Here is an 18,708-nt window from a genome sequence, read left to right as displayed (position 1 = left end):
AGGGTGTTCCTAGGACGGCACATTCCTCAGTGGAGATATCCACGACGACGTCAGGCGGTGTTTTTTGCGCAAGCTGCTCGCTCTTCTCGCCGTTCCCCTGGTGGCGGCGGCCACCCTCGTCACGGTCGGTTCGCCCGCGACCGCCCATCCGACGAAGCCGTTCCCGGCCCGGATCGCCCTGCCGAACGGGTTCACCCCCGAGGGGCTGACGATCGGCCGGGGCACCACCGTGTACGTAGGGTCCATATTGGACGGTGCGGTGTGGCGTGGTGACTTACGTACCGGGCGCGGCTCGGTGCTGATCCCCGGCGTGCCGGGCAAGGACAAGGCCGGCCTCAAGCTCGACCAGCAGGGCCGGCTGTGGACCGCCGACTTCTCCGGTGGCGGCGCCAGCGTCTACGACGCCGGGACCGGCGCCCAACTGGCCCACTACCAGTTCACCGACGAGCCGGGCAGCTACGTCAACGACCTGGTGATCACCGAGCGGGCGGTGTACTTCACCGACTCCGGCCGGCAGGTGCTGTACGTGGTGCCGCTGGGTCGGGGTGGCCGGCTGCCGGCCGCAACCGCCTTCCAGGTGCTGCCGCTCACCGGTCCGGCCGCCACGCCGGACGCGTACCACAACGGGATCGTGGCGCTGCCGGACGGTGATCTGCTGGTCGCGCAGATGCTGCCCGGCAGGCTGGTCCGCATCGACCCGCGCACCGGGAGCAGCCGCCTCGTCGACCTCGGTGGCTACTCGGTGGAGCGGGCCGACGGGCTGGTGCTGCGTGGCCGCACCCTCTACGTGATCCGGAACCTGACCAGCGTCATCGCTGTGGTCCGGCTGAACGCCGGGTACACCGCCGGGGTGGTGCAGCGGGAGATCACCGGCCCGCAGCTGCGGGTGCCGGCCACCGGTGACCTGCTCGGCTCGGCGCTGTACGTGGTGAACGGCCGGTTCGACGTGGAATCCACGCCGGAGACCGACTACGACATCGTCCGGGTGCCGGCCTGATCCCAGCGGCCGGCGGCAGCCCCCTTCCGGGGTTGCCGCCGGCCGTCAGTCGGTGGGGAGCAGCGGACCGAGTGGGCCGAGGTCCAGATTGAGATCCTCCGGGGCCAGACCGAAGTGCTCCCGCAACCCGACCATCTGCTCCTCCAGCGCCATGAGCGTCACCCCGATCCGCTCGACCTGCTCCTCGGTGAGGTCACCCAGGTCGACCCGGCGCAGCGCCTGCCGCTCCATCAGCTGCCGCAGCAACTCGACGATCGTGAGCACCAGGCTCGCCAGCCCTCGCTCGACCGAGTCGCGGTCCACCGCGATCCGGCGGTCCAGCGGGGTGACGCGGGGCGGTTGCCAGGACTCCGCTCCCAGCGCGGCGGCCAGCTCGGCCGCTTCGTCCCGGGTGGTCATCCGGCGTCCTCCGGCGGGGCCAGCGCGCCGACCGAGGCGACCAGCGCGCGCAAGGAGATCCGGACGAGGTCGACCTCGGCGATGGCCAGGGTGATGTCGCCGCTGATCACCACCCCCGTGGCGAGCACCCGGTCGAGCAGGTCGACCAGGGCGACCGGCCGGTAGGCCAGCGGGTCGTCCGCGCTGCTCGGCGCGAGCGCGGTGGTCACCGCGGCTCCCGCACCGTGAGCGCCGGCTCCGCCCGTTCCGCGACGAAGGAGTACGCCGGCCACGGGCCGGTCAGCTCCAGCCGGATCCCCGGATGCCGGCTGCCCAACGCGGCGACCAGGTCGGTGAAGCGGGGCAGCGCCGGATCGTCCACCAGGTACGCCCCGTTGAGCACCATCGCGGTGGACGCCCCGGAGAGCCGCCGGTCCTGCGGCGCGTGCCGCCGGCCCGCCACGGCCAGTTCACACAGCGCGGCGTGCACCGCCTCCGCGGCAGCGCTCGCGGCCTGCTGGCCCTCCTCCCGGGCGGTCAGCTGGGCCCGACGCCGGCGCAGGTACGCGGTGCCCACCCCGCCGGTCCCCACGGGTTCGGCGCTCGCGGCCGCCACACCCGGCACCAGGTAGCCCTTCACCCCCCACTCACCGCGGCCGGTGAGACGGTCCAGGGTGGCGACCAGCTCCGCCCGGCACGCGGCCAACGAGCCGGCCACCCGGCTGTCGTCGGTGTGCACGGTGGCGAGCCGGGCCGGCACCACCGGCCCCCGACGGGCCAACGCCTCGACCACGCCGTGGTGCGCGCGCGCCGCCCGCTCCAGCCAGGCCAGGTCCTCCAGGTTGCGGCGCAGCGGCTGCTCCCCGTACTCGTCGAGTGGCGCGGCGCTGACCACGGCGAGCAGCCCGGCGGCGGACACCGCGCGCACCGGAGCGCCGTCCATCCCCGGGATCGTCGCCAGCACCTCGGGCTCGACGTCCCGGACCACACCGTGCAGCCAGGCCCCGGCGGCCGGGACAGGCCGGCCAGCGATCACCTCAACCGTCGAACTCATCCCACTCCTCCACCTCGGCGTCCCGGCGCCGCGCGCGGGCCGCCACCCGGGGCCGGCGCTCCGCCTCGACCTGCTCCGGGTCACGCGGTCCCGGCTCCACCGGTGGCCGGGCCCGCGAACTGAGCCACGGGTCGTGCTCCCACCAGTCGATGCCGATCTGCCGGGCGGTGTCGACGGACGCGATGACCAGCCGCAGCTTCAGCGTCAGCAGCTCGATGTCGAGCAGGCTGACCCGGATGTCGCCGGCGATCACGATGCCCCGGTCGAGCACCCGCTCCAGGATGTCACCCAGGTTCGCCGGCTCGTGGCCGGCGGGCAGAACCTGGCCGGAGTTCTGCACCACCGACGGCTGCTGCCCAGCGGTCATCTCAGCCCACCTCACCCTTCCCGCGCTGGTAGCTCCGCACCCGCCGGTAGCCGAGCAGCCCACCCTCGATGTCCAGCTCCACCTGGTAGAGGCCGAGCAGGTCGGTGGAGGAGGGAATGCGCCGGTCCTCCACCACCTCCACCCCGACCAGCCAGCCATCGTCGGTGGCCTCCAGGGAGACGGTCCCGGACGCCTCCCGGCCGGTCAGCTCGACGAGCTGCCGCAGCCCGGCCCGGGCCGCCTCGGCCGCCGACACCGGCTCGACGTACTCCTCGTCGGGATAGTCCTCGGCAGCCGGGTCACGCCGCCCGGCCCGGACGTCGTCGTCGGTCATCGCGCACACCTCCCTCACGTGCCGGAGGGCGCCGGGCCGGGCGCGACGGCTCCCTGGGACGACTCACGCCGCCGGTGAGCCGGTCCAGTACCCGCTGCTCGGCCCGGTCGCGTTCCTCCTGCGTGAGGTCACCGGCGGCCGCCGTGGCGTCCAGCTCCTCCAACTCGCGCCGGACGTTGACCGGGTTCCGCTGCCGCGCCTCCGCCTCCCGCGCCACCACCCCGACCACCGCGGTCAGCCCGCGCACCGGCGCGTACGGCAGGGTCAGCAACGCCCAGAGCAGGTCCACCGGTCAGCCCGCCAGCTGGTGCGCGGCGACGAAGTCGTACGGGGCGAGCGGGCCCAACAGTCGCAGCCGCAGCAGGCCCCGCCGGTGCTGCGCGTACTCCTCCAGGACGTCGACCAGCGCGGCCTCCCGGTCGGTGTCGACCAGCAGGGCCAGGTGCGCGGCGTCCAGCTCGTGGCTGGGCGGTCGCAGCTGCGTGGAGACGACGTGGTCGGCCGTGGCCTCGAGCAGCCGCTGGTTCTCCGTCTCGCGGCGCAGCTCCACCGCCTGGCTGATCAGCTCGCCCAGCCGGATCCGGTGCTCACGGCTCGCTGACTCGGGACGGCCGCGTACCTGCTCGGCGAGCCTCGCGGCGGCCGGATTCTCGTCGAGCACGCCGCGCAGCAGCGTCCGCTCGTCGAAGCGGCCGTGCACGACGTACTGCGCCCGGCCCTCGAACTCGGCGAGCGCGGCGGCGAACCGGTCGTGGTGCGGTCGGAGCAGGTCGAGAACCGCGTCCGGCCCGGTGACCACCGTGCCGAACCGCACCGGCAGCACGGGCGCCACCGCCGCCGTTCCGTCCAGCAACTCCTGGTACGCCCGCAGATCCGCCGACCGGCCCAGCGGCGCGTCCAGCGGCACCTCACTGACCAGGGCTCCGAGGTCCCCGTGCCGGATCACCGCCACCTCGCCCGGTGGGTCGCCAACCCCGGCCGCGTCGGGCGTCGCCTCCACGTCGGCCGGCACCACGCCGTAGATGAACAGTCCCGTCTCGTCCGCCATGTCAGCTCCTCCCGAGGTCCCGCACGTCGCCGGCGACGTCGCGCACCGACCCGGTAACGTCCGAGACGGCGTCGGTGACGCCGCCGACCAGGCCGGCCAGCCCTCCGGCGTCGTCCGGGGCGATGTCCAGCCGGTCGACCGCCTCGGCGAACCGCAGGTACGTCTCGATGCTCGCCACCACCACCCGGGCGTTGATCTGCACGAGCGGGATGCCGACGACCCCGACGCTCACCTGCGCGTCGATCACCACGCCCTTGTCGAGCACCGTCTCCACCACGTCGGCGAGCCCGCCGGAGCCCGTACGCTCCAGGGCTCCGCCAGCGGCGCCGTCGCCGGATACCAGGGTCACTCGCCCTCCTCCCGGCGACGGCGTACCACGGGTCGGCGCGGGGGCTCCGGTCCACGCCGGACCGGCGGCCGGGGCCGCTGTGGCTCGTCACGCGGCTCGGGGCGGCGGGCCCGCTCCGGGGCGCGTCGACGCGGCGGCGGCGGTTCCTCGTCGGGCTCGTCCGCGTAGCCCTCGTCGTAGCCGTCCCCGTAGGCCTCGTACTCCTCGTCGTACTCCGGCTCGGCCGGTCGCCGCGGCGGGCGCTGGCGCAGCCGGCCGGCGGGTCGGCGCCCGGGCTCCTCCCCGGTCGGCTCGCGCTCCTCGGGCTGCTCGCGCTCCTCGTCCTGCTCGGCCTGCTCGCGCTCCTCCCGGACGGCGGTCTCGTGGTCCCTGACCACCTGGGAGTCGCGGATCTCGCCGCGCCAACCCTCGACCTGGTCGGGGTCGAGCGCCACCTCGGTCATCACGTGCCGGACGAAGTGCTTCAACTCCAGCCGCGCCCGCCGGCCCTGGGCACGCCACAGGTTGCCGGTGTGCTCGAAGAGGCCCTGCGGGTGGTACTCCAGCACCACCAGGATGCGGGTCAGGTCCGGGGTGATCTCGTGGAAGCTGACCGTCCCGTCGACCGAGCCCTTCTCGCCCTTGGACCGCCAGTGGATGAGCCTGTCCGGCACCTGCCGGATGATGGTGGACTCCCAGGTCCGGTGCGACCAGAAGACCTGCGCCTTCCAGGTCATCTTCTCGTCGGAGTCGTTCTCGGCCTGCTCGACCTTCTTCATGAAGCTCGGGAAGTCGCCGAACTGCGTCCACTGGTTGTACGCGGCCCGCACCGGCACGCCGACCTCGATCGTCTCGACGATGTTGGTGACCTTCTGCTTCTTCCCGCCCTTGCCGCCACCCTTTCCGCCCACGCGGCCCAGAGCCGACATCACCTTCTCCTTACCGCCGGCCATCCCGGCGTGAACCATCGCCTTCACCGGTGAGTGACCCTCGGCGAGCTTCTGCGCGCCGGTCGCGGCGGCGATCAGACCGGGTCCGCCGCCCTGGCGCGCGTACTCGCTCAGTCGGCCCGTCGCGCCGGTGATCCGGTCCGTCACCGCCGTCATCGCCCGCTCGCCGATCGCCTCGGCCAGGTTGCGTACCTCGCCGGCCAACTGGCCGCGGAACTTGTCGCCGAGCCCGCCCGGGTTGGTGTTCTCTGCCACGGTCACCGCCCCCGCCGTTGCCCGGTCGCGTCGTCCTGCTCGGTCCGGTCCGCCGTGTCACCGCGATCGGCGCCCTCGTCGCCGCCCTGCTTGCCGGAACGGCTGCGGAGCGCGTCGGCGGAGCTGCGCAGCCGGCCGCTGAGGGCGTCGACGCCGCTGCCGGCCGCCGCGCTCGCGGCAGACCGGCCGGCGTTGACCAGTGGCCCGCCGAGGCGGGTCAGACTGCTCAGGTGGGGGGACGAGTGCAGGACGTCAGTTCCCCGCTTCAGCAGCCCGCCCGCGTCCCGACTGGCCCGCCCCGCGGCGACTGCGGCGGCCAGCGTGAGCGCGGTGCGCATCTTGCGGCGGCGGCCCAACAGGTAGCCGAAGCCCACCGCCAGTCCGATTCGTGTTCCGGTCTTCATGAGCTCTCCTTCGCTCCCCGGAGGGTCCGGACGCCTGGCCGGTCGCGGGCCGGAGAAGGGCTACCGGGGAATGGGCGCGAACCGTGCCTTCAATCAGGCGTCCCGTGTGTCTGCGGACCCGGCGGGCAGTACCCGGCGACATTCCCCCGAAACCGTTACGGCGATTTTCGGCCGAGCCGGCAAACGGAATTCGGAAAAGGGGAACGGGGCAGCCCAGACTGGACGCCAGGCGCGGACCACCTGGGACGATGCCAGAGGAGACGAAACTAAAAAAACTGCGTCAGAGGGCTGGGGGCGTCGAATCGAGACAGATTTCGGCGCGCACCTTTCCGCCCCGCTCGCGCAATTTCGCGCCGCACTTCTTCAGGACGGAGACGGCGCCGACGTTGTCCGGGGTCGTTTCCGCCACCACGGCCCGCATGCCGGCCCGGGCGGCGGCGTTCAGCAACTCGCGCAGCGCGGTGGCACCGACGCCCTGCCCCCGAGCCGAGAGACCGAGCCACATCCCGGTCTCCACCGTGCCCGGCTCGTCACACCGCGTCATCCGGACCATGCCCACCACCTCGCCACCGACGAGGATCGCGTACATCTGGGAGCGGGTCGGCCCGTCCAGGCCGCCGAAGCTCGCCCGGTGAAACTCGCGGAACGCCTCGCGGCGGGCGAGCGACCAGCCGGCGGGAGCCTCGACCGGGGGCATCACCTCACCCGGCTCGGCCTCGGCGGCCGCTACGGAGAGCAATGGCTCCAGGTTCTGCTCGTCCACCGGCTCCAGCCGGACCGCACCCGCCACGTGCCGCAGTCTGCCGCCCTCATCGGCCGAAGTCCACCCCATTGGGCATCCACTGGCGGTCCGGCTACCGGTACCGGCCGGTCGGCGGCCTGGTGTTCCACCTCACGCTCCGTCGTCACCCGGCCGACCGGTGGGCCCTCAGGCCGCAGGCCCGAACTCGCAGAACACCACCGACGCGTCGTCGGTGGGCTTGTGCCGGCGCAACCGGTCGGGGTGGTCGCGCTCAGCCTCCCGGACCCGGTCGAGCAACGCCCCCGGCCCGTCGACGCTCAGCATGTCCAGCAGTCCGGCCCAGTCGGTCAACCCGAACTGCTCGACCGCGCTGGACGCGCCGTCGCTCAGCAGGGCGGCCCGCCGCACGGCGGCCGGCCCCCGCCGAGGCAGCGTCCCGGTCACCGCGTGGAAGGCCGCGTCCGGGTCGGCCGCCGCCACCCAGTAGCCGTGCGTGCGGTTCATCCGCTCCCGCTGTACGCCCACCGCGTGCCGGAACCGGGTGGCCCTGTCGGCCCCGCCGGCCGGCACGGTGGCGACGGTCCGGCGGAGGTCGGCCATCGCCGTCTCCAACCGGTCATCGGTGACCACGGTGACCTGACCGCCTGTGTCCAGCACCAGCGGGCTGTCGCAGAGCACCAGATAGTCCACCTGGTCGCCGCAATCACGCAACAGGCACACGGTGCTGGACGGGGTGCCAGGATGATCCAGGTCGCACCGCCCCCCGTGGTCGGCGCGGACGGCGAGGATGGCGGCGGCGAGATTGCTGGTCAGCCTGGCCGACGGTCGTGCCGCCTCGGCCACGCCGAGCCGGGCCGCCAGGTGCCGCACGTACCACTCCGGCCCGTGCACGCAACCGGTGTCGAAGCCCTCCGGCACGGTCGCCCCGTCCAGGACGCCGACCAGAGGGCCGAACCGGAACACCAGGTCCTCGTTGACCAGCCGGCCGGGGGCTGGCGCGGACGCGGAGCGTACCCGCATCACCGGCGCCGGCCCCCGGGCCGGGTCAGCGCTGCCGTAGGTCGTCGGCGGCGGCATGCGCCTGGCCCTGCACCTGACCAGTGGCCGACCGGCCCTGGTCCCGGACCGCGGACGCGCCCTGCGCGGCCGTGGACCGCACCGACTGCGCCGCCTGCTGTGCGGGCTCCCGCAGGTTGTCCTGCATCTGGTGGCCCATCTGGCTCGCCTGCTCGCGCAGCTGGTCGGAGTGCTCGCTCACCATGCCCCGGGCGCGGCCGGCGAGTTGCCGCTCACGGCCACTCGGCGGAAGCAGCGAGGCGGCCAGCAAACCGACGCCGAAGGCGACCACGCCAGCGGCCAGTGGGTTCCCCTGCGCCTGCTCACGGGACTGCCGGCCCAGCGAGCGCGCCTCGTCGCGCACCGACTCAACCGCGCCCCGGGACTGCCGGCCCAGCGAGCGCGCCTCGTCACGCACCGAGTACACCGCGCCCCGGGACTGCTCCCCGAGCGACCGCGTCTCGTCACGTACCGAACCGGCGACGTGCGACATCCGCTGGCTGGCCTCCTGCCCCATGTGGCTCGAGCTGCCCATCACCTTCTCCTTCGCTCGGGCGAACACGCCGCGGGCCTGCCCGACGCGGTCACCGGCGATCCGACGCGGGTTGACCCGGTCGGTCAGAGCGTCGACGTCACTGCTCAACTCGTTGCGGGTGGTCTCGATCTCCCGCCGGATCCGATCCGGATCACTGGACATGATCTGTTCCCTCCCGACTCGTTCACCGGCCCCGCAGGGCGTCCGGCACTTCCCGGGCGGTCTGCTTCGTCCGGGGCAGCACCGCACGCGCCTGCTTCAGCTGGGTCCGGGCGTTGATGAAGAGGCCACCGGCGACGACGGCCCAGATCACCGCGACGATCAGCGCCGCCCAGCCCTGGTCCATGGCGTTGGACAGCCCCCACCACACCGCGTACGAGACGAACAGCACGGCCAGGAACCCGGCCAGTCCGGCCCCGCCGAACATGCCGCCCGCCTTGCCGGCCTGGGTCGCCTCCTCGCGGAGCTCGGCCTTGGCCAGCTCGACCTCCTTGCGCATCAGCGTGGAGAGGTCCCGGGTCACGTCGCCCAGCAGGTCGCCGACCGAGGCCTGGGTCCGCTCCTTCTCCGGGGCACTCACGGCGCCACCCCGCCCGGGAGGTCCCGCGCCGGCGCACCGGTCGGGGACACGTTCCCCACCCGTTCCGTCCCGGCGTACGGCCGGTCGGCCTGCTCGTACGGCTGGGGCCTGGCTGCCTGGGACTGCGGCGCCGCCTGGCCGCCGGACATCCCTCCGCCGCCGGCGCTGGTCAGACCACGGGTGAGCCGCCCGAGCAGCAGACCGGCCACCGTCGCGCCGGCCAGGAACGTGCCCGGATGCTGCCGGGCGTACATGCGCACGTCGTCCAGCACCTCACCGGGCTCTCGTCCGTCCAGCCAACCGGCGGCACGTTGGGCGGCGTCCGCCGCCCGGCGCACCACCTGACCGGCCATACCGGAGTCGCCGTCCCGTTCGGCCATCGAGTTGAGCCCCTGGCCCAGGTCGCGCAGCCCGTCGACAGCTCGTTGCTGCTGCGTCCGGGCCTGCTCACGCAGCTGGCCGGTGGCCTCGCCGGCCATGTGCCGGGCCTGCTGGCGCGCTTCCGCCGCGACCTGCCCGCCCTGTTCGGCGGCAGCGTGCGCGACCTGGCCGCCGGCCTGCGCGGTCTGGTGTCCGACCCGGGACGCTTCCTGCCGGGCCTGTTGTCCGGTGCCGGTCGCACCCTGTGGTGGCCGGCTCGGGTTTGTACCCGTCATAGCCCGCTCCCTCCGTCAGCCCGGAGCCGCGTGGCAGCAACCCGGGACGCCTGCCGCCTACCCGTCGGACCTGGCGACATGCCTCCGGTGGCTTGGGCGAACCGGACAGCCGGTGACGAGCGGTACCGGGCGTTTCCCGGCGCCGGCAAGGCCGTCGACCTGCGACGACGACCTGCGAAGAAAATGAGGTTTCGGTGGTCAGCGACGGCGGTTGCGGGCGCGCGACGAGCGGAGCCGGCGCAGCCGGCCGATCAGCACCGGGTCGGCGGCCAGCGCCGCCGGATTGTCCAACAGCCCGTTGAGCAGTTGGTAGTACCGCGTCGAGGAGACCCCGAAGGTGTCCCGCACGGCCTGCTCCTTGGCGCCGGCGTGCCGCCACCACTGCTGCTCGAAGGCGAGGATGGCCCGTTCGCGCTCGGTCAGCCCCGCCGGAGGGGCGGACTGCACGGCGTCGCCCCCGGCGTCCGGGGCGGGATCAGCGGTGCTCTCGACGGGAGGCGCCGGCCGGGGAGTCGGGACGGTCGGCCCGCCACCAGCCGCGACGTCGCCCGGACGAGCCTCGGTGGACGGCTCGGGGGAGGTCGGGGTGGCGTCGGCGGGCATGGCGCTCAGCCTAGCCAGGGTCGGCCCGGGTCGCAGCAGCCGGCGCGGCCGGCCCCGCGCCGCCGGGAACCCCGACGGCCGGGCCGGCCGCGCCGTGCCGTGCCCGTCAGGAGATGTCGCGCCGACGCATCGCCCAGAGGGCCGCGCCGAGGATCACCACCACGCCGACGGAGAGCAGTACGGAGGACTGCTGCCAGGTGATGTCGAAAGTGTTCGGCTCGCACTCCCCGCTGTAGTTCGCGTTGCAGGAGTTCCAGTCCTGGAGCGTGACCTTCTTGGTCATCCAGGCCAGCGCGTACGTGGGCAGCAGCCACGCCTCGGCGAACCGCACGCTCGCCATCGACAGCAGGATGCCGAGACCGAACTGGCCGACCACCATCACCGCCACCACTCCGCCGAGCGCCATCGCGGTGTGCCGGCCCAGCGAGGCCAGCGCGAAGCCGACGGTGGTGAGCACCAGCACCAGCACCACGCCGCGCAGCCCGGTGAGGGCGAACGACTGCCAGACGCCGGAGGTCATCTTCTCGGTGCTGCCCCGAAACGAGGCGACCGCCCAGAACCCGGCGAACCAGAGCACCGCCGCGGGCAGCGTCACCGCCAGGATGCCGGTGAGCAGCGCAGCCAGCTTGGTGAGCAGCACGGTGAGCCGTTTCGGCCGCCAGAGCAGCAGGTTCATCATGCCGCCGGTGCTCCACTCGGCACCGATGAAGGACGCGCCGACGACGAAGCCGACCAGCGCGAGGATCGCCGCGAACGGGATGAGCGTCTCGGCGAACGTCTCGCGGAAGTTGAACGTCGAGGGCAGGAACCACTCCGCCTGGATCTGGTCCCGGGGCGGCGGCGTGATCACCGAGCAGTCCTCGGGATAGCGGCCGTCGTTCGCCGTACCGGCGGACTTGGCCTGCTCGCAGGAGGCGCGTGCCTCCTTGGCCCAGGTGACCTGCTCCTGGTAGTTCTGCTCGGCCTGGCGCTCAGCGCGGGCCAGTTGGTCGGCGCCGATCTTCTCGTTGGTGAAGAACACCCCGATCACCACGGCGGCCAGCACCAGCAGGCCGAGCAGCGACATGTAGCGGGTGAAGCGCCGCTTGGCCAGCCGGCGCAGCTCCGTACGATAGAGGCTCACGCGCCCCACCCTCCCCCGGTGGGGCCGGGCTGGCCCGTCCCACCGACCTTCGTGGACTCGTCGACCTGCCGGTGCTGACCGGGTACCGGCGCGGTGGCGGTCAGTTCGAGGAAGACACTCTCCAGGTCGACGGCGACCGGGGCCAGCTCGCTGACGTAGAGGTTGTTCTCGGCGAGCAGCCGGGTCACCGTGGCCGGCTTGTCGACCCCGGCCAGCATGAGGTGGTCCGGATGACCGGTGACCCGGACCCCGGCCCGGGTGAGCGCGTCGGTGGCCGCCGGCAGGTCGCTGACCGCCTCGAGCCGGACCCGGACCGCGCCGGACGAGTGCTGGGCGAGCACCTCGTCGACCGGGCCGAAGGCGACCCGACGGCCCAGCGAGATGATGGTGACCGAGTCGCAGATCAGCTGGATCTCGCCGAGGATGTGGCTGGACAGCACCACGGTCATCCCGGATTCGGCGAGGGTCCGCATCAGCGTGCGCATCTCCCGGATGCCGCCCGGGTCGAGGCCGTTGGCCGGCTCGTCGAGGATGAGCAGCTTCGGGTTCTTGAGCAGGGCGGAGGCGACGGCGAGCCGCTGCTTCATGCCCAGCGAGTACGTCTTGACCCGCTCGCCGGCCCGGTCGCGCAGCCCCACCAGCTCCAACACCTCGTCGACCCGCGCGGCCGGCACCTCGCCGGCCCCGGCGAGCAGGGACAGCGTGTCCCGGGCGGAGAAGTGCGGAAAGAACTGCGGGCTCTCCACGATCGCGCCGACCTGGCCGGCGACGGTGGGCAGCGCGCCGGGCACCTCGTGCCCGAGCAGCGCCATCCGGCCGCCGTCGGGCCGGATCAGGCCGAGCAGGGTACGCAGCGTGGTGGTCTTGCCGGACCCGTTGGGGCCCAGGAAGCCGTGCACCTGCCCGGCGTCGACCCGCATGTCGAAGCCGTCGAGCGCGTTGCGGGTGCCGCGTCGACGACTCTTGTACGTCTTACGTAGACCTTCGATCTCCAGGACAGCTGGCAAGCTGCACCTCCCCCGATGGTGGGCGTGACAGCCGACACCATACGCGGTATGCAGACGAGCGCAATACGCGGTATGCACCGACGCGCCGATGGGGGTGGTTCATCGACGCGGAGTGACGGGTCAGGCGCAGACGACGTGCACGCCGGCGGCGCGGAACGCGTCCACCACCTCCGGGGCGGCGCCGGAGTCGGTCACCAGCGTCTCCACCCGCTCGACCGGGCAGATCCGGGCGAACGCGTGACCGCCCAACTTGGACGAGTCCGCGATGATCACCACCCGCTTGGCCCGGGCCACCATGAGGTTGTTCATCGCCGCCTCGCCCTCGTGATGGGCGGCGGCGCCGAGCTGCGGGTCGATCGCGTCCACGCCGAGCAGCGCGACGTCCAGGGTGACCTCCCGCAGCAGCGCCCCGCCCAGCGGGCCGACCAGCTCGAACGACTTCGGACGCACCACCCCGCCGGCCACCACGACCTTCATGCGGGACCGCACCAGAAGCTCGTTGGCGATGTTCAGCGCGTTGGTCACGACGGTGAGCTGGGCGCCCTCGGCACTGGTGTTCAGGTCCGGCCGCACGGCCAACGCGCGGGCGACCTCGGTGCTGGTCGTGCCGCCGTTCAGACCGACCACGGTGCCCGGCGTGACGAGCGCCGCGGCGGCCGCCCCGATCCGCTGCTTCTCGGCCGAGTGCTTGGCCGTCTTGTAGCGCAGCGGCAGGTCGTAGGAGACCCCGTTGGCGACCGCGCCACCCCGGGTCCTGGTGATCATCTGCTGCTGTGCGAGCTGGTCGAAGTCCCGACGGATGGTGGCCTGGGAGACGTCCAGCCGCTCAGCGGCCGCCTCGACACTGACCCGGCCGTTGTCGGTCAGCATCTCGAGCAGGGCGTTCCATCTGGCGTACCGGTCCACCGCGGGGGCCCTCCCAGTGACTGCACGGACGGTGATTGATTGCGTGCACACTAGTGCGCGAAACTAGGGTGGCGCAAAAGACCGGCCTGCGCGATCGGACGGCCGGTTGCCACGACCACCCGGGTTCGCGCAGAATGACGCGCGAAATACGGGTGTAACGAGCCGTATTGCGCACCGGTCGGCCCTGCGAGGAGTTCCCATGGCGTACGTGGACGCGGAGATCGCGAGCCAACCCGACTGCTGGCGGGAGGCCGCCCACCTGGCCGGCGTCGTCCGCGCTGATCTGCCGCGTCCCGGCGAGCGGGTCGCCGTCGTCGGCTGCGGCACGTCGTGGTTCATGGCGATGGCGTACGCGGCACGCCGCGAGCAGGCCGGCCAGGGCGAGACCGACGCGTTCCAGGCGTCCGAGTTCCCCACCGGACGCCACTACGACCGGCTGATCGCCATCACCCGCTCGGGCACCACCACCGAGGTCCTGGAGCTGCTCGCCGCACTGCGCGGCCGGGTGCCCAGCACCGTCATCGTCGGCGACCAGGCGTCCCCGGCGGTCGACCTCGCCACCGCCGCGGTGACCATGCCCTTCGCCGACGAGCGGTCGGTGGTGCAGACCCGCTTCGCGACCACCGCGCTGGCCCTGCTCCGGGCCCACCTCGGCGACCCGGTGACCGCGCTGGCCGCCGACGCCGAGGTGGCCGTGCGTGCCCCGCTGCCGATCGACCCGGCCACCATCGGGCAGGTCACCTTCCTCGGTCGGGGGTGGACGGTCGGGCTGGCCCAGGAGGCCGCGCTCAAGTGCCGCGAGGCGGCCACCTTCTGGGCCGAGGCGTACCCGGCGATGGACTACCGGCACGGCCCCATCTCGATCGCCGCGCCCGGCCGGCTGGTCTGGGCGTTCGGCGAACTGCCCGACGGGCTGCCCGAGGATGTCGCCGCCACCGGCGCGGCCTTCGTCCACAGCCGCACCCACGGATGCCGCACCGCGCTCGGCACCTGGGCCGCCGGCCGCACCCCCGTCGACCCGATGGCCGACCTGATCCTGGCCCAGCGCTTCGCGGTCGCGCTGGCGACCAGCCGGGGCCTCGACCCGGACGCGCCCCGGCACCTGAGCCGGTCGGTGGTGCTGGCGTGAACGACGGCGACGCCGTGCATGCCGACCGCGTCGTCGTCGCGCTGGACGTTGGCGGCACGGGCATGAAGTGCGCCCTGGTCCGCCCGGACGGTGTCGTCGTGCGCACCGAGCGGCACCCCACCGACGCCGCGCGCGGCCCCGCCGCCGTGGTCGGCACCATCCTGGACGTCGCCGAGGGGCTGGCCGACAAGGCCCGCGCCGACGGGCTCACCCCGGTCGCGCTCGGCATCGCCGTGCCCGGGATCGTGGACGAGGCGCGGGGGGTCGCGGTCTGGTCGGCGAACGTGGGCTTCCGGGACGTACCGCTGCGGGACCTGGCGGTGACGCGACTCGGCCTGCCCACGGCGATCGGCCACGACGTGCGGGTCGGCGGCCTCGCCGAGGCCCGACTCGGCGCCGGACGCGGCACCGGGCACGTGCTCTTCGTGGCGATCGGCACCGGCATCGCCGCCGCCCACGTGGTCGACGGCACGGCTGCCGTCGGCGCGCACGGCGCCGCCGGGGAGATCGGCCACATCGTGGTCCGCCCCGACGGGCCGCGCTGTGGCTGCGGCCGGCCGGGCTGCCTGGAGGCGGTCGCCTCGGCCGCCGCGATCGGCCGCCGCTACGCCGACCTGGCCGGGGAGGCGCCCGACGCCCCGGTGACGGCGGCCGACGTGGCCGAGCGGGCCGCGGCGGGTGAACCGCTCGCCGGCCAGGTCTGGCAGGAGGCGGTCGAGGCGCTCGCCGACGGGCTGGCCTCCGGGCAGGCGCTGTTCGACGTGGCGACGATCGTGCTCGGTGGCGGCCTGGCCCAGGCCGGCGACCGGCTGCTCGTCCCCCTCCGGGCGGCCGTGCACGAACGGATGACCTTCCACCGGGAGCCGCGGCTGGTCGCGGCGGCCCTCGGCGACGAGGCCGGCTGCCTCGGCGCCGCCCTGCTCGCCCTGGACGCCGCGAGCGTCCGTGACCATCAGGAGAAGCGATGACGCTACGGGTGAACGGTCGAGTGGTGACCCCGAACGGTGTCATCCGGCAGGGCTGCGTCGAGTGGGACGGCGACCGGATCACGGCGGTGGCCGAGTACCCGTCGGTCCGGGACGGGCATTGGATCCTGCCCGGCTTCGTCGACATGCACACGCACGGCGGCGGTGGGCACACCTTCACGACCGGGGACGCCGACCAGGCGCGGGGAGCCGCCAGCTTCCACCTGTCACACGGCACCACCACCCTGCTGGCCAGCCTGGTCAGCGCGCCGTTCCCGCTGATGCGCACGGCCACCGAGGCCTTCGCCCCGCTGGTCGACGAGGGCGTGCTGGCGGGCATCCACTTCGAGGGGCCCTACCTGTCCGCCGCCCGCTGCGGCGCACAGAACCCGGAGTACCTGCGTGACCCGTCCACCGACGAGCTGACCGAGCTGATCGAGCTGGGTGGGGGCGCGATCCGGATGGTCACCATCGCCCCGGAGCGCGACGGTGCGCTGGAGGCGATCAAGCTGCTCACCGCCCGGCAGGTGGTGGCAGCGGTCGGCCACACCGACGCCACGTACGAGCAGACCCGCGCCGCGGTCGCCGCCGGCGCGAGCGTCGGCACGCACCTCTTCAACGGCATGCGGCCGGTGCACCACCGCGAGCCGGGCCCCGTGGTGGCCCTGCTCGACGCGCCCACCGTGGTCTGCGAGCTGGTCGCCGACGGGGTGCACCTGCACGACGGCATGCTCACCTTCGCCACCGCGACCGCCGGCCCGGAACGGGCCGCCCTCATCACCGACGCGATGGCCGCCGCCGGGATGCCCGACGGCGAGTACGAGCTGGGCGGCCAGGCGGTCACGGTGGCCGACGGGGAGGCCCGGCTCGCCCGTGACGGCGCGATCGCCGGCAGCACCCTCACCATGGACGCCGCGCTGCGGCACGCCGTGGGCGCCGGCATCCCGATCGCCGACGCGGCCCGGATGGTGGCGACCACCCCGGCCCGAGCCATCGGCCTGGGCGACCGGGTCGGCGCCGTCCAGGTGGGCCTCCGCGCCGACCTGGTGGTGCTCGACGAGGACCTGAACGTGGTCCGGGTGCTGCGCGGCGGCTCCTGGGTGGAGTGACACCCGCTCGCTGGTTCGTGCCCAGCGGGCATTGCGGTGCCGGTCCCGGGCCGAGCACTGACTGCCCACGCAGTACGGCCAGCCGTGGTCGCCGCGTCCTGACCGGCCTGGGATTGCACCCTCCTGACCAGCCCGGGTTGCGCCCTCCTAACCCGCCTGGATTGCGCCCTCTGACCAGCCCGGGTTGCACCCTCCTGACCGGCCCGAATTGCACCCTCCCGATCGGCCTGGATCGCACCTTCCTACCGGCCTGGGTTGCACCCTCCCGATCGGCCTGGATTGCACCCTCCTGACCGGCCTGGGTTGCACCCCGCGGTCCCTTTGGAGCTGAATCGCTTACGACATCGCGCCGCCGTGCGTGAGCTCCGGCGCCCGAAGGTCAACTGGAAGGCGCCGCAGCCCGAGCGGCCGGGTCCACCCCGGACACCCCGGACGGCACGACGGCACGACGGCACGACGGCACGACGGCACGACGGCACGACGGCACGACCGAACGACCGCGCGACCGCACCACCGCGCGGTCGCGCGTCGCGCGACCGCACCACCACGCCACCCACCACCGCACCACCGCACGGACGCGCGACCGAACGACAACACCACCCCACCGCACGACCGCACGACGCACGACCGCACGACCGCGCCACCCACCACCCCACCGCACGACCGCACGACCGCGCGACCGCGCCACCCACCGCGGCACGACCGGCGACCGCGCGACGGCGCGACGGCGCGACGAAAGCGTTTTGCGCTGAATCGTTTGCGACATCAGCTCCAAAGGCAGCAGCCGCACCTACCCCCGGGGCGCCGGGAGGGTGACGGGCGCAGGGCGGGCCGGTGCGCGGCCACCACTGCCCGCGCCTGGACCGGTCGACGCGGGCATCGCGACCCGCGAACGGCCACCACTGCCCGCGCCTGGGGGACGACCAGTCGACGCGGGCAACGACCCGCGAATCAGCCGGCGGTGGGGACCTCGACGCCGAGCACGGCCTGCTCGTCGGGGCGGTGCACGAGCACGTCGGACAGGTACGACTGGACCGCGTGGCGCATCCCGACGTCCCGGCCGGCCCGCTCGGAGAGCAGCCACTTGTGCTCGATGATCTGCGCGAACAGCTCCTGCGGCTCCAGTTTGCGGCGCAGGTGCCCGGGAACTGCCCGGACCACCGGCTCGAAGACCTCGGTGACCCAGCGGTGCGCCGCCTGCTGCTCGTCGGTCAGGTCGCTCTCCGCCCGGTAGGCGTCCAGGTCGTTGAGCAGCTTGCGGGCCTGGTTCTCCTCGGCGTCCAGGCCGGTGAGGCGCAGCAGGCGCCGGGTGTGGTAGCCGGCGTCGACCACCTTCGGCCGGACCAGGTAGCGCCCGTTGTCGATCGTCGACATGGCGACCTCAGCCACGTCGAAGCCCAGGTCGTTGAGGCGGCGGATGCGGCCCTCGATGTCGTGCCGGGCCTCCCGCTCGATCGCCTGCTCGTAGGTGATCTCGTGCCAGAGCCGCTCGTAGCGCTGCACGACCTCCTCGCAGACCACCTCCGGGTCGATGGACTCGTGCAGCAGGCCGGCGGCCTGGAGGTCGAGCGCCTCGCCGAAGATGTTGACCCGGGCGATCTCCAGGTCCTCGCCGCGCTGGCCATTGGAGAGCGAGGCGTGCAGGGCGCCCGTCTCCGCGTCCACGAGGTAGGCGGCGAACGCGCCCGCGTCCCGGCGGAACAGGGTGTTGGAGAGCGAGCAGTCGCCCCAGAAGAAACCGGTCAGGTGCATCCGCACGATCAGCGCGGCGAGCGCGTCGAGCAGACGACTCATCGTCTCCGGCCGCAGCGTGTGCGAGAAGAGCGCCCGGTAGGGCAGCGAGAACTGCAGGTGCCGGGTGATCAGCACCGACTCGAGGGGTTCCCCGTCGTCGGTCTGCCGGTCGGCGACGACCGCCACCGCCTCGACCGACGGGAAGTCGATCCGCTCCAGGGCCCGGAGCAGGTCGTACTCCCGCTCGGCGATCCGCTCGCGCGTCTCCTTGAACGCGTACACGTAGTCACCGAGCCGGACGAACCGGACGATGTGCCGGGAGATGCCCTGCGGCAGAGCCACCAGGTGCTGGGCAGGCCACTCCTCCAACGGTGTCGACCACGGAAGGTCGAGCAGCGCCGGGTCCACGAGGGCCGAGGTGATCCGCACGGGCACAAGCATGCCGCGT

Annotated in this window: 24 protein-coding genes; 4 read left to right on the top strand and 20 right to left on the bottom strand. The window is 73.4% G+C overall.

Annotation, left to right across the window (positions count from 1 at the left end):
* The first annotated feature begins 64 nt into the window (after positions 1-64).
* Positions 65-997: an SMP-30/gluconolactonase/LRE family protein gene (locus tag DKT68_RS14195; RefSeq protein ID WP_109817872.1), complete on the top strand. Its 933-nt coding sequence runs from the start codon at positions 65-67 to the stop codon at positions 995-997.
* A 45-nt stretch (positions 998-1,042) separates the two neighbouring features.
* Here the strand turns inward: DKT68_RS14195 and DKT68_RS14190 are convergent, their stop codons facing one another.
* The 19 genes from DKT68_RS14190 to DKT68_RS14100 form a co-directional block, all read right to left on the bottom strand.
* Positions 1,043-1,396: a gas vesicle protein K gene (locus DKT68_RS14190; RefSeq protein WP_109817871.1), complete on the bottom strand. Its 354-nt coding sequence runs from the start codon at positions 1,394-1,396 to the stop codon at positions 1,043-1,045.
* Complete coding sequence (locus DKT68_RS14185; protein WP_109817870.1) at positions 1,393-1,605, bottom strand: gas vesicle protein; 213 nt, start codon at positions 1,603-1,605, stop codon at positions 1,393-1,395. The genes DKT68_RS14190 and DKT68_RS14185 overlap by 4 nt, the downstream gene beginning before the upstream one ends.
* The gene (locus DKT68_RS14180; protein ID WP_109817869.1) at positions 1,602-2,429 is read right to left on the bottom strand and encodes a GvpL/GvpF family gas vesicle protein; all 828 of its coding nucleotides are present in this window, start codon (positions 2,427-2,429) and stop codon (positions 1,602-1,604) included. The genes DKT68_RS14185 and DKT68_RS14180 overlap by 4 nt, the downstream gene beginning before the upstream one ends.
* Positions 2,413-2,796, bottom strand: a complete 384-nt coding sequence (gene gvpJ / locus DKT68_RS32805; protein WP_146218366.1) for a gas vesicle protein GvpJ — start codon at positions 2,794-2,796, stop codon at positions 2,413-2,415. The genes DKT68_RS14180 and gvpJ (DKT68_RS32805) overlap by 17 nt, the downstream gene beginning before the upstream one ends.
* Position 2,797: 1 nt before the next feature.
* Positions 2,798-3,130, bottom strand: coding sequence for a gas vesicle protein GvpO (locus DKT68_RS14170; protein ID WP_109817868.1), 333 nt, complete (start codon positions 3,128-3,130; stop codon positions 2,798-2,800).
* On the bottom strand, positions 3,096-3,419 hold the full coding sequence (locus DKT68_RS14165) for a gas vesicle protein GvpG (RefSeq protein ID WP_109817867.1): 324 nt from the start codon (positions 3,417-3,419) through the stop codon (positions 3,096-3,098). Before DKT68_RS14165 ends, DKT68_RS14170 begins: the two co-directional genes overlap by 35 nt.
* A 3-nt stretch (positions 3,420-3,422) precedes the next feature.
* Positions 3,423-4,178: a GvpL/GvpF family gas vesicle protein gene (locus DKT68_RS14160; RefSeq protein ID WP_109817866.1), complete on the bottom strand. Its 756-nt coding sequence runs from the start codon at positions 4,176-4,178 to the stop codon at positions 3,423-3,425.
* Position 4,179: 1 nt separating this feature from the next.
* Positions 4,180-4,527, bottom strand: a complete 348-nt coding sequence (gene gvpJ / locus DKT68_RS32800; RefSeq protein WP_201749033.1) for a gas vesicle protein GvpJ — start codon at positions 4,525-4,527, stop codon at positions 4,180-4,182.
* Positions 4,524-5,717, bottom strand: coding sequence for an SRPBCC family protein (locus DKT68_RS14150; protein WP_236646890.1), 1,194 nt, complete (start codon positions 5,715-5,717; stop codon positions 4,524-4,526). The genes gvpJ (DKT68_RS32800) and DKT68_RS14150 overlap by 4 nt, the downstream gene beginning before the upstream one ends.
* On the bottom strand, positions 5,714-6,115 hold the full coding sequence (locus DKT68_RS14145; RefSeq protein WP_109817865.1) for a hypothetical protein: 402 nt from the start codon (positions 6,113-6,115) through the stop codon (positions 5,714-5,716). The genes DKT68_RS14150 and DKT68_RS14145 overlap by 4 nt, the downstream gene beginning before the upstream one ends.
* A gap of 280 nt (positions 6,116-6,395) precedes the next feature.
* Positions 6,396-6,905: a GNAT family N-acetyltransferase gene (locus tag DKT68_RS14140; protein ID WP_109817881.1), complete on the bottom strand. Its 510-nt coding sequence runs from the start codon at positions 6,903-6,905 to the stop codon at positions 6,396-6,398.
* A 138-nt stretch (positions 6,906-7,043) separates the two neighbouring features.
* Positions 7,044-7,934, bottom strand: a complete 891-nt coding sequence (locus DKT68_RS14135; protein WP_109817864.1) for a hypothetical protein — start codon at positions 7,932-7,934, stop codon at positions 7,044-7,046.
* A complete protein-coding gene (locus tag DKT68_RS14130) occupies positions 7,903-8,610 on the bottom strand; it encodes a DUF3618 domain-containing protein (protein ID WP_109817863.1) in 708 nt (235 codons plus the stop codon). Before DKT68_RS14130 ends, DKT68_RS14135 begins: the two co-directional genes overlap by 32 nt.
* A 22-nt stretch (positions 8,611-8,632) precedes the next feature.
* Positions 8,633-9,028, bottom strand: coding sequence for a phage holin family protein (locus tag DKT68_RS14125; RefSeq protein ID WP_109817862.1), 396 nt, complete (start codon positions 9,026-9,028; stop codon positions 8,633-8,635).
* On the bottom strand, positions 9,025-9,684 hold the full coding sequence (locus tag DKT68_RS14120) for a hypothetical protein (RefSeq protein ID WP_109817861.1): 660 nt from the start codon (positions 9,682-9,684) through the stop codon (positions 9,025-9,027). The genes DKT68_RS14125 and DKT68_RS14120 overlap by 4 nt, the downstream gene beginning before the upstream one ends.
* A 198-nt stretch (positions 9,685-9,882) precedes the next feature.
* Complete coding sequence (locus tag DKT68_RS14115) at positions 9,883-10,287, bottom strand: DUF3263 domain-containing protein (protein WP_109817860.1); 405 nt, start codon at positions 10,285-10,287, stop codon at positions 9,883-9,885.
* Between the two features lie 106 nt (positions 10,288-10,393).
* Positions 10,394-11,410, bottom strand: a complete 1,017-nt coding sequence (locus tag DKT68_RS14110; protein ID WP_109817880.1) for an ABC transporter permease subunit — start codon at positions 11,408-11,410, stop codon at positions 10,394-10,396.
* A complete protein-coding gene (locus DKT68_RS14105; protein WP_109817859.1) occupies positions 11,407-12,417 on the bottom strand; it encodes an ATP-binding cassette domain-containing protein in 1,011 nt (336 codons plus the stop codon). The genes DKT68_RS14110 and DKT68_RS14105 overlap by 4 nt, the downstream gene beginning before the upstream one ends.
* A 120-nt stretch (positions 12,418-12,537) precedes the next feature.
* Positions 12,538-13,323 (bottom strand): DeoR/GlpR family DNA-binding transcription regulator, encoded by a 786-nt coding sequence (locus DKT68_RS14100; protein WP_109817858.1) that lies wholly within the window; start codon positions 13,321-13,323, stop codon positions 12,538-12,540.
* A 199-nt stretch (positions 13,324-13,522) separates the two neighbouring features.
* On the opposite strand from DKT68_RS14100, the gene DKT68_RS14095 reads away from it, so the two are divergent.
* Genes DKT68_RS14095 through nagA form a run of 3 tightly spaced genes read left to right on the top strand, consistent with a single transcriptional unit; the run spans position 13,523 to position 16,526 of the window.
* Positions 13,523-14,452 (top strand): SIS domain-containing protein, encoded by a 930-nt coding sequence (locus DKT68_RS14095; RefSeq protein ID WP_109817857.1) that lies wholly within the window; start codon positions 13,523-13,525, stop codon positions 14,450-14,452.
* The gene (locus tag DKT68_RS14090) at positions 14,449-15,420 is read left to right on the top strand and encodes an ROK family protein (RefSeq protein WP_109817856.1); all 972 of its coding nucleotides are present in this window, start codon (positions 14,449-14,451) and stop codon (positions 15,418-15,420) included. Before DKT68_RS14095 ends, DKT68_RS14090 begins: the two co-directional genes overlap by 4 nt.
* Positions 15,417-16,526 carry an N-acetylglucosamine-6-phosphate deacetylase gene (nagA, locus tag DKT68_RS14085; RefSeq protein ID WP_109817855.1) on the top strand — a complete coding sequence of 370 codons (1,110 nt, stop codon included), beginning with the start codon at positions 15,417-15,419 and terminating at the stop codon, positions 16,524-16,526. The genes DKT68_RS14090 and nagA overlap by 4 nt, the downstream gene beginning before the upstream one ends.
* 951 nt (positions 16,527-17,477) lie before the next feature.
* Here nagA and DKT68_RS14080 read toward each other — a convergent pair.
* Positions 17,478-18,689 (bottom strand): DUF4032 domain-containing protein, encoded by a 1,212-nt coding sequence (locus tag DKT68_RS14080; RefSeq protein ID WP_407940741.1) that lies wholly within the window; start codon positions 18,687-18,689, stop codon positions 17,478-17,480.
* Positions 18,690-18,708: the final 19 nt, after the last annotated feature.

It is taken from the genome of Micromonospora acroterricola, assembly GCF_003172955.1.
GTDB lineage: Bacteria > Actinomycetota > Actinomycetes > Mycobacteriales > Micromonosporaceae > Micromonospora > Micromonospora acroterricola.
Note: the sequence above shows the minus strand (reverse complement) of the source record. Positions and strands in the feature narration are given on the sequence as shown.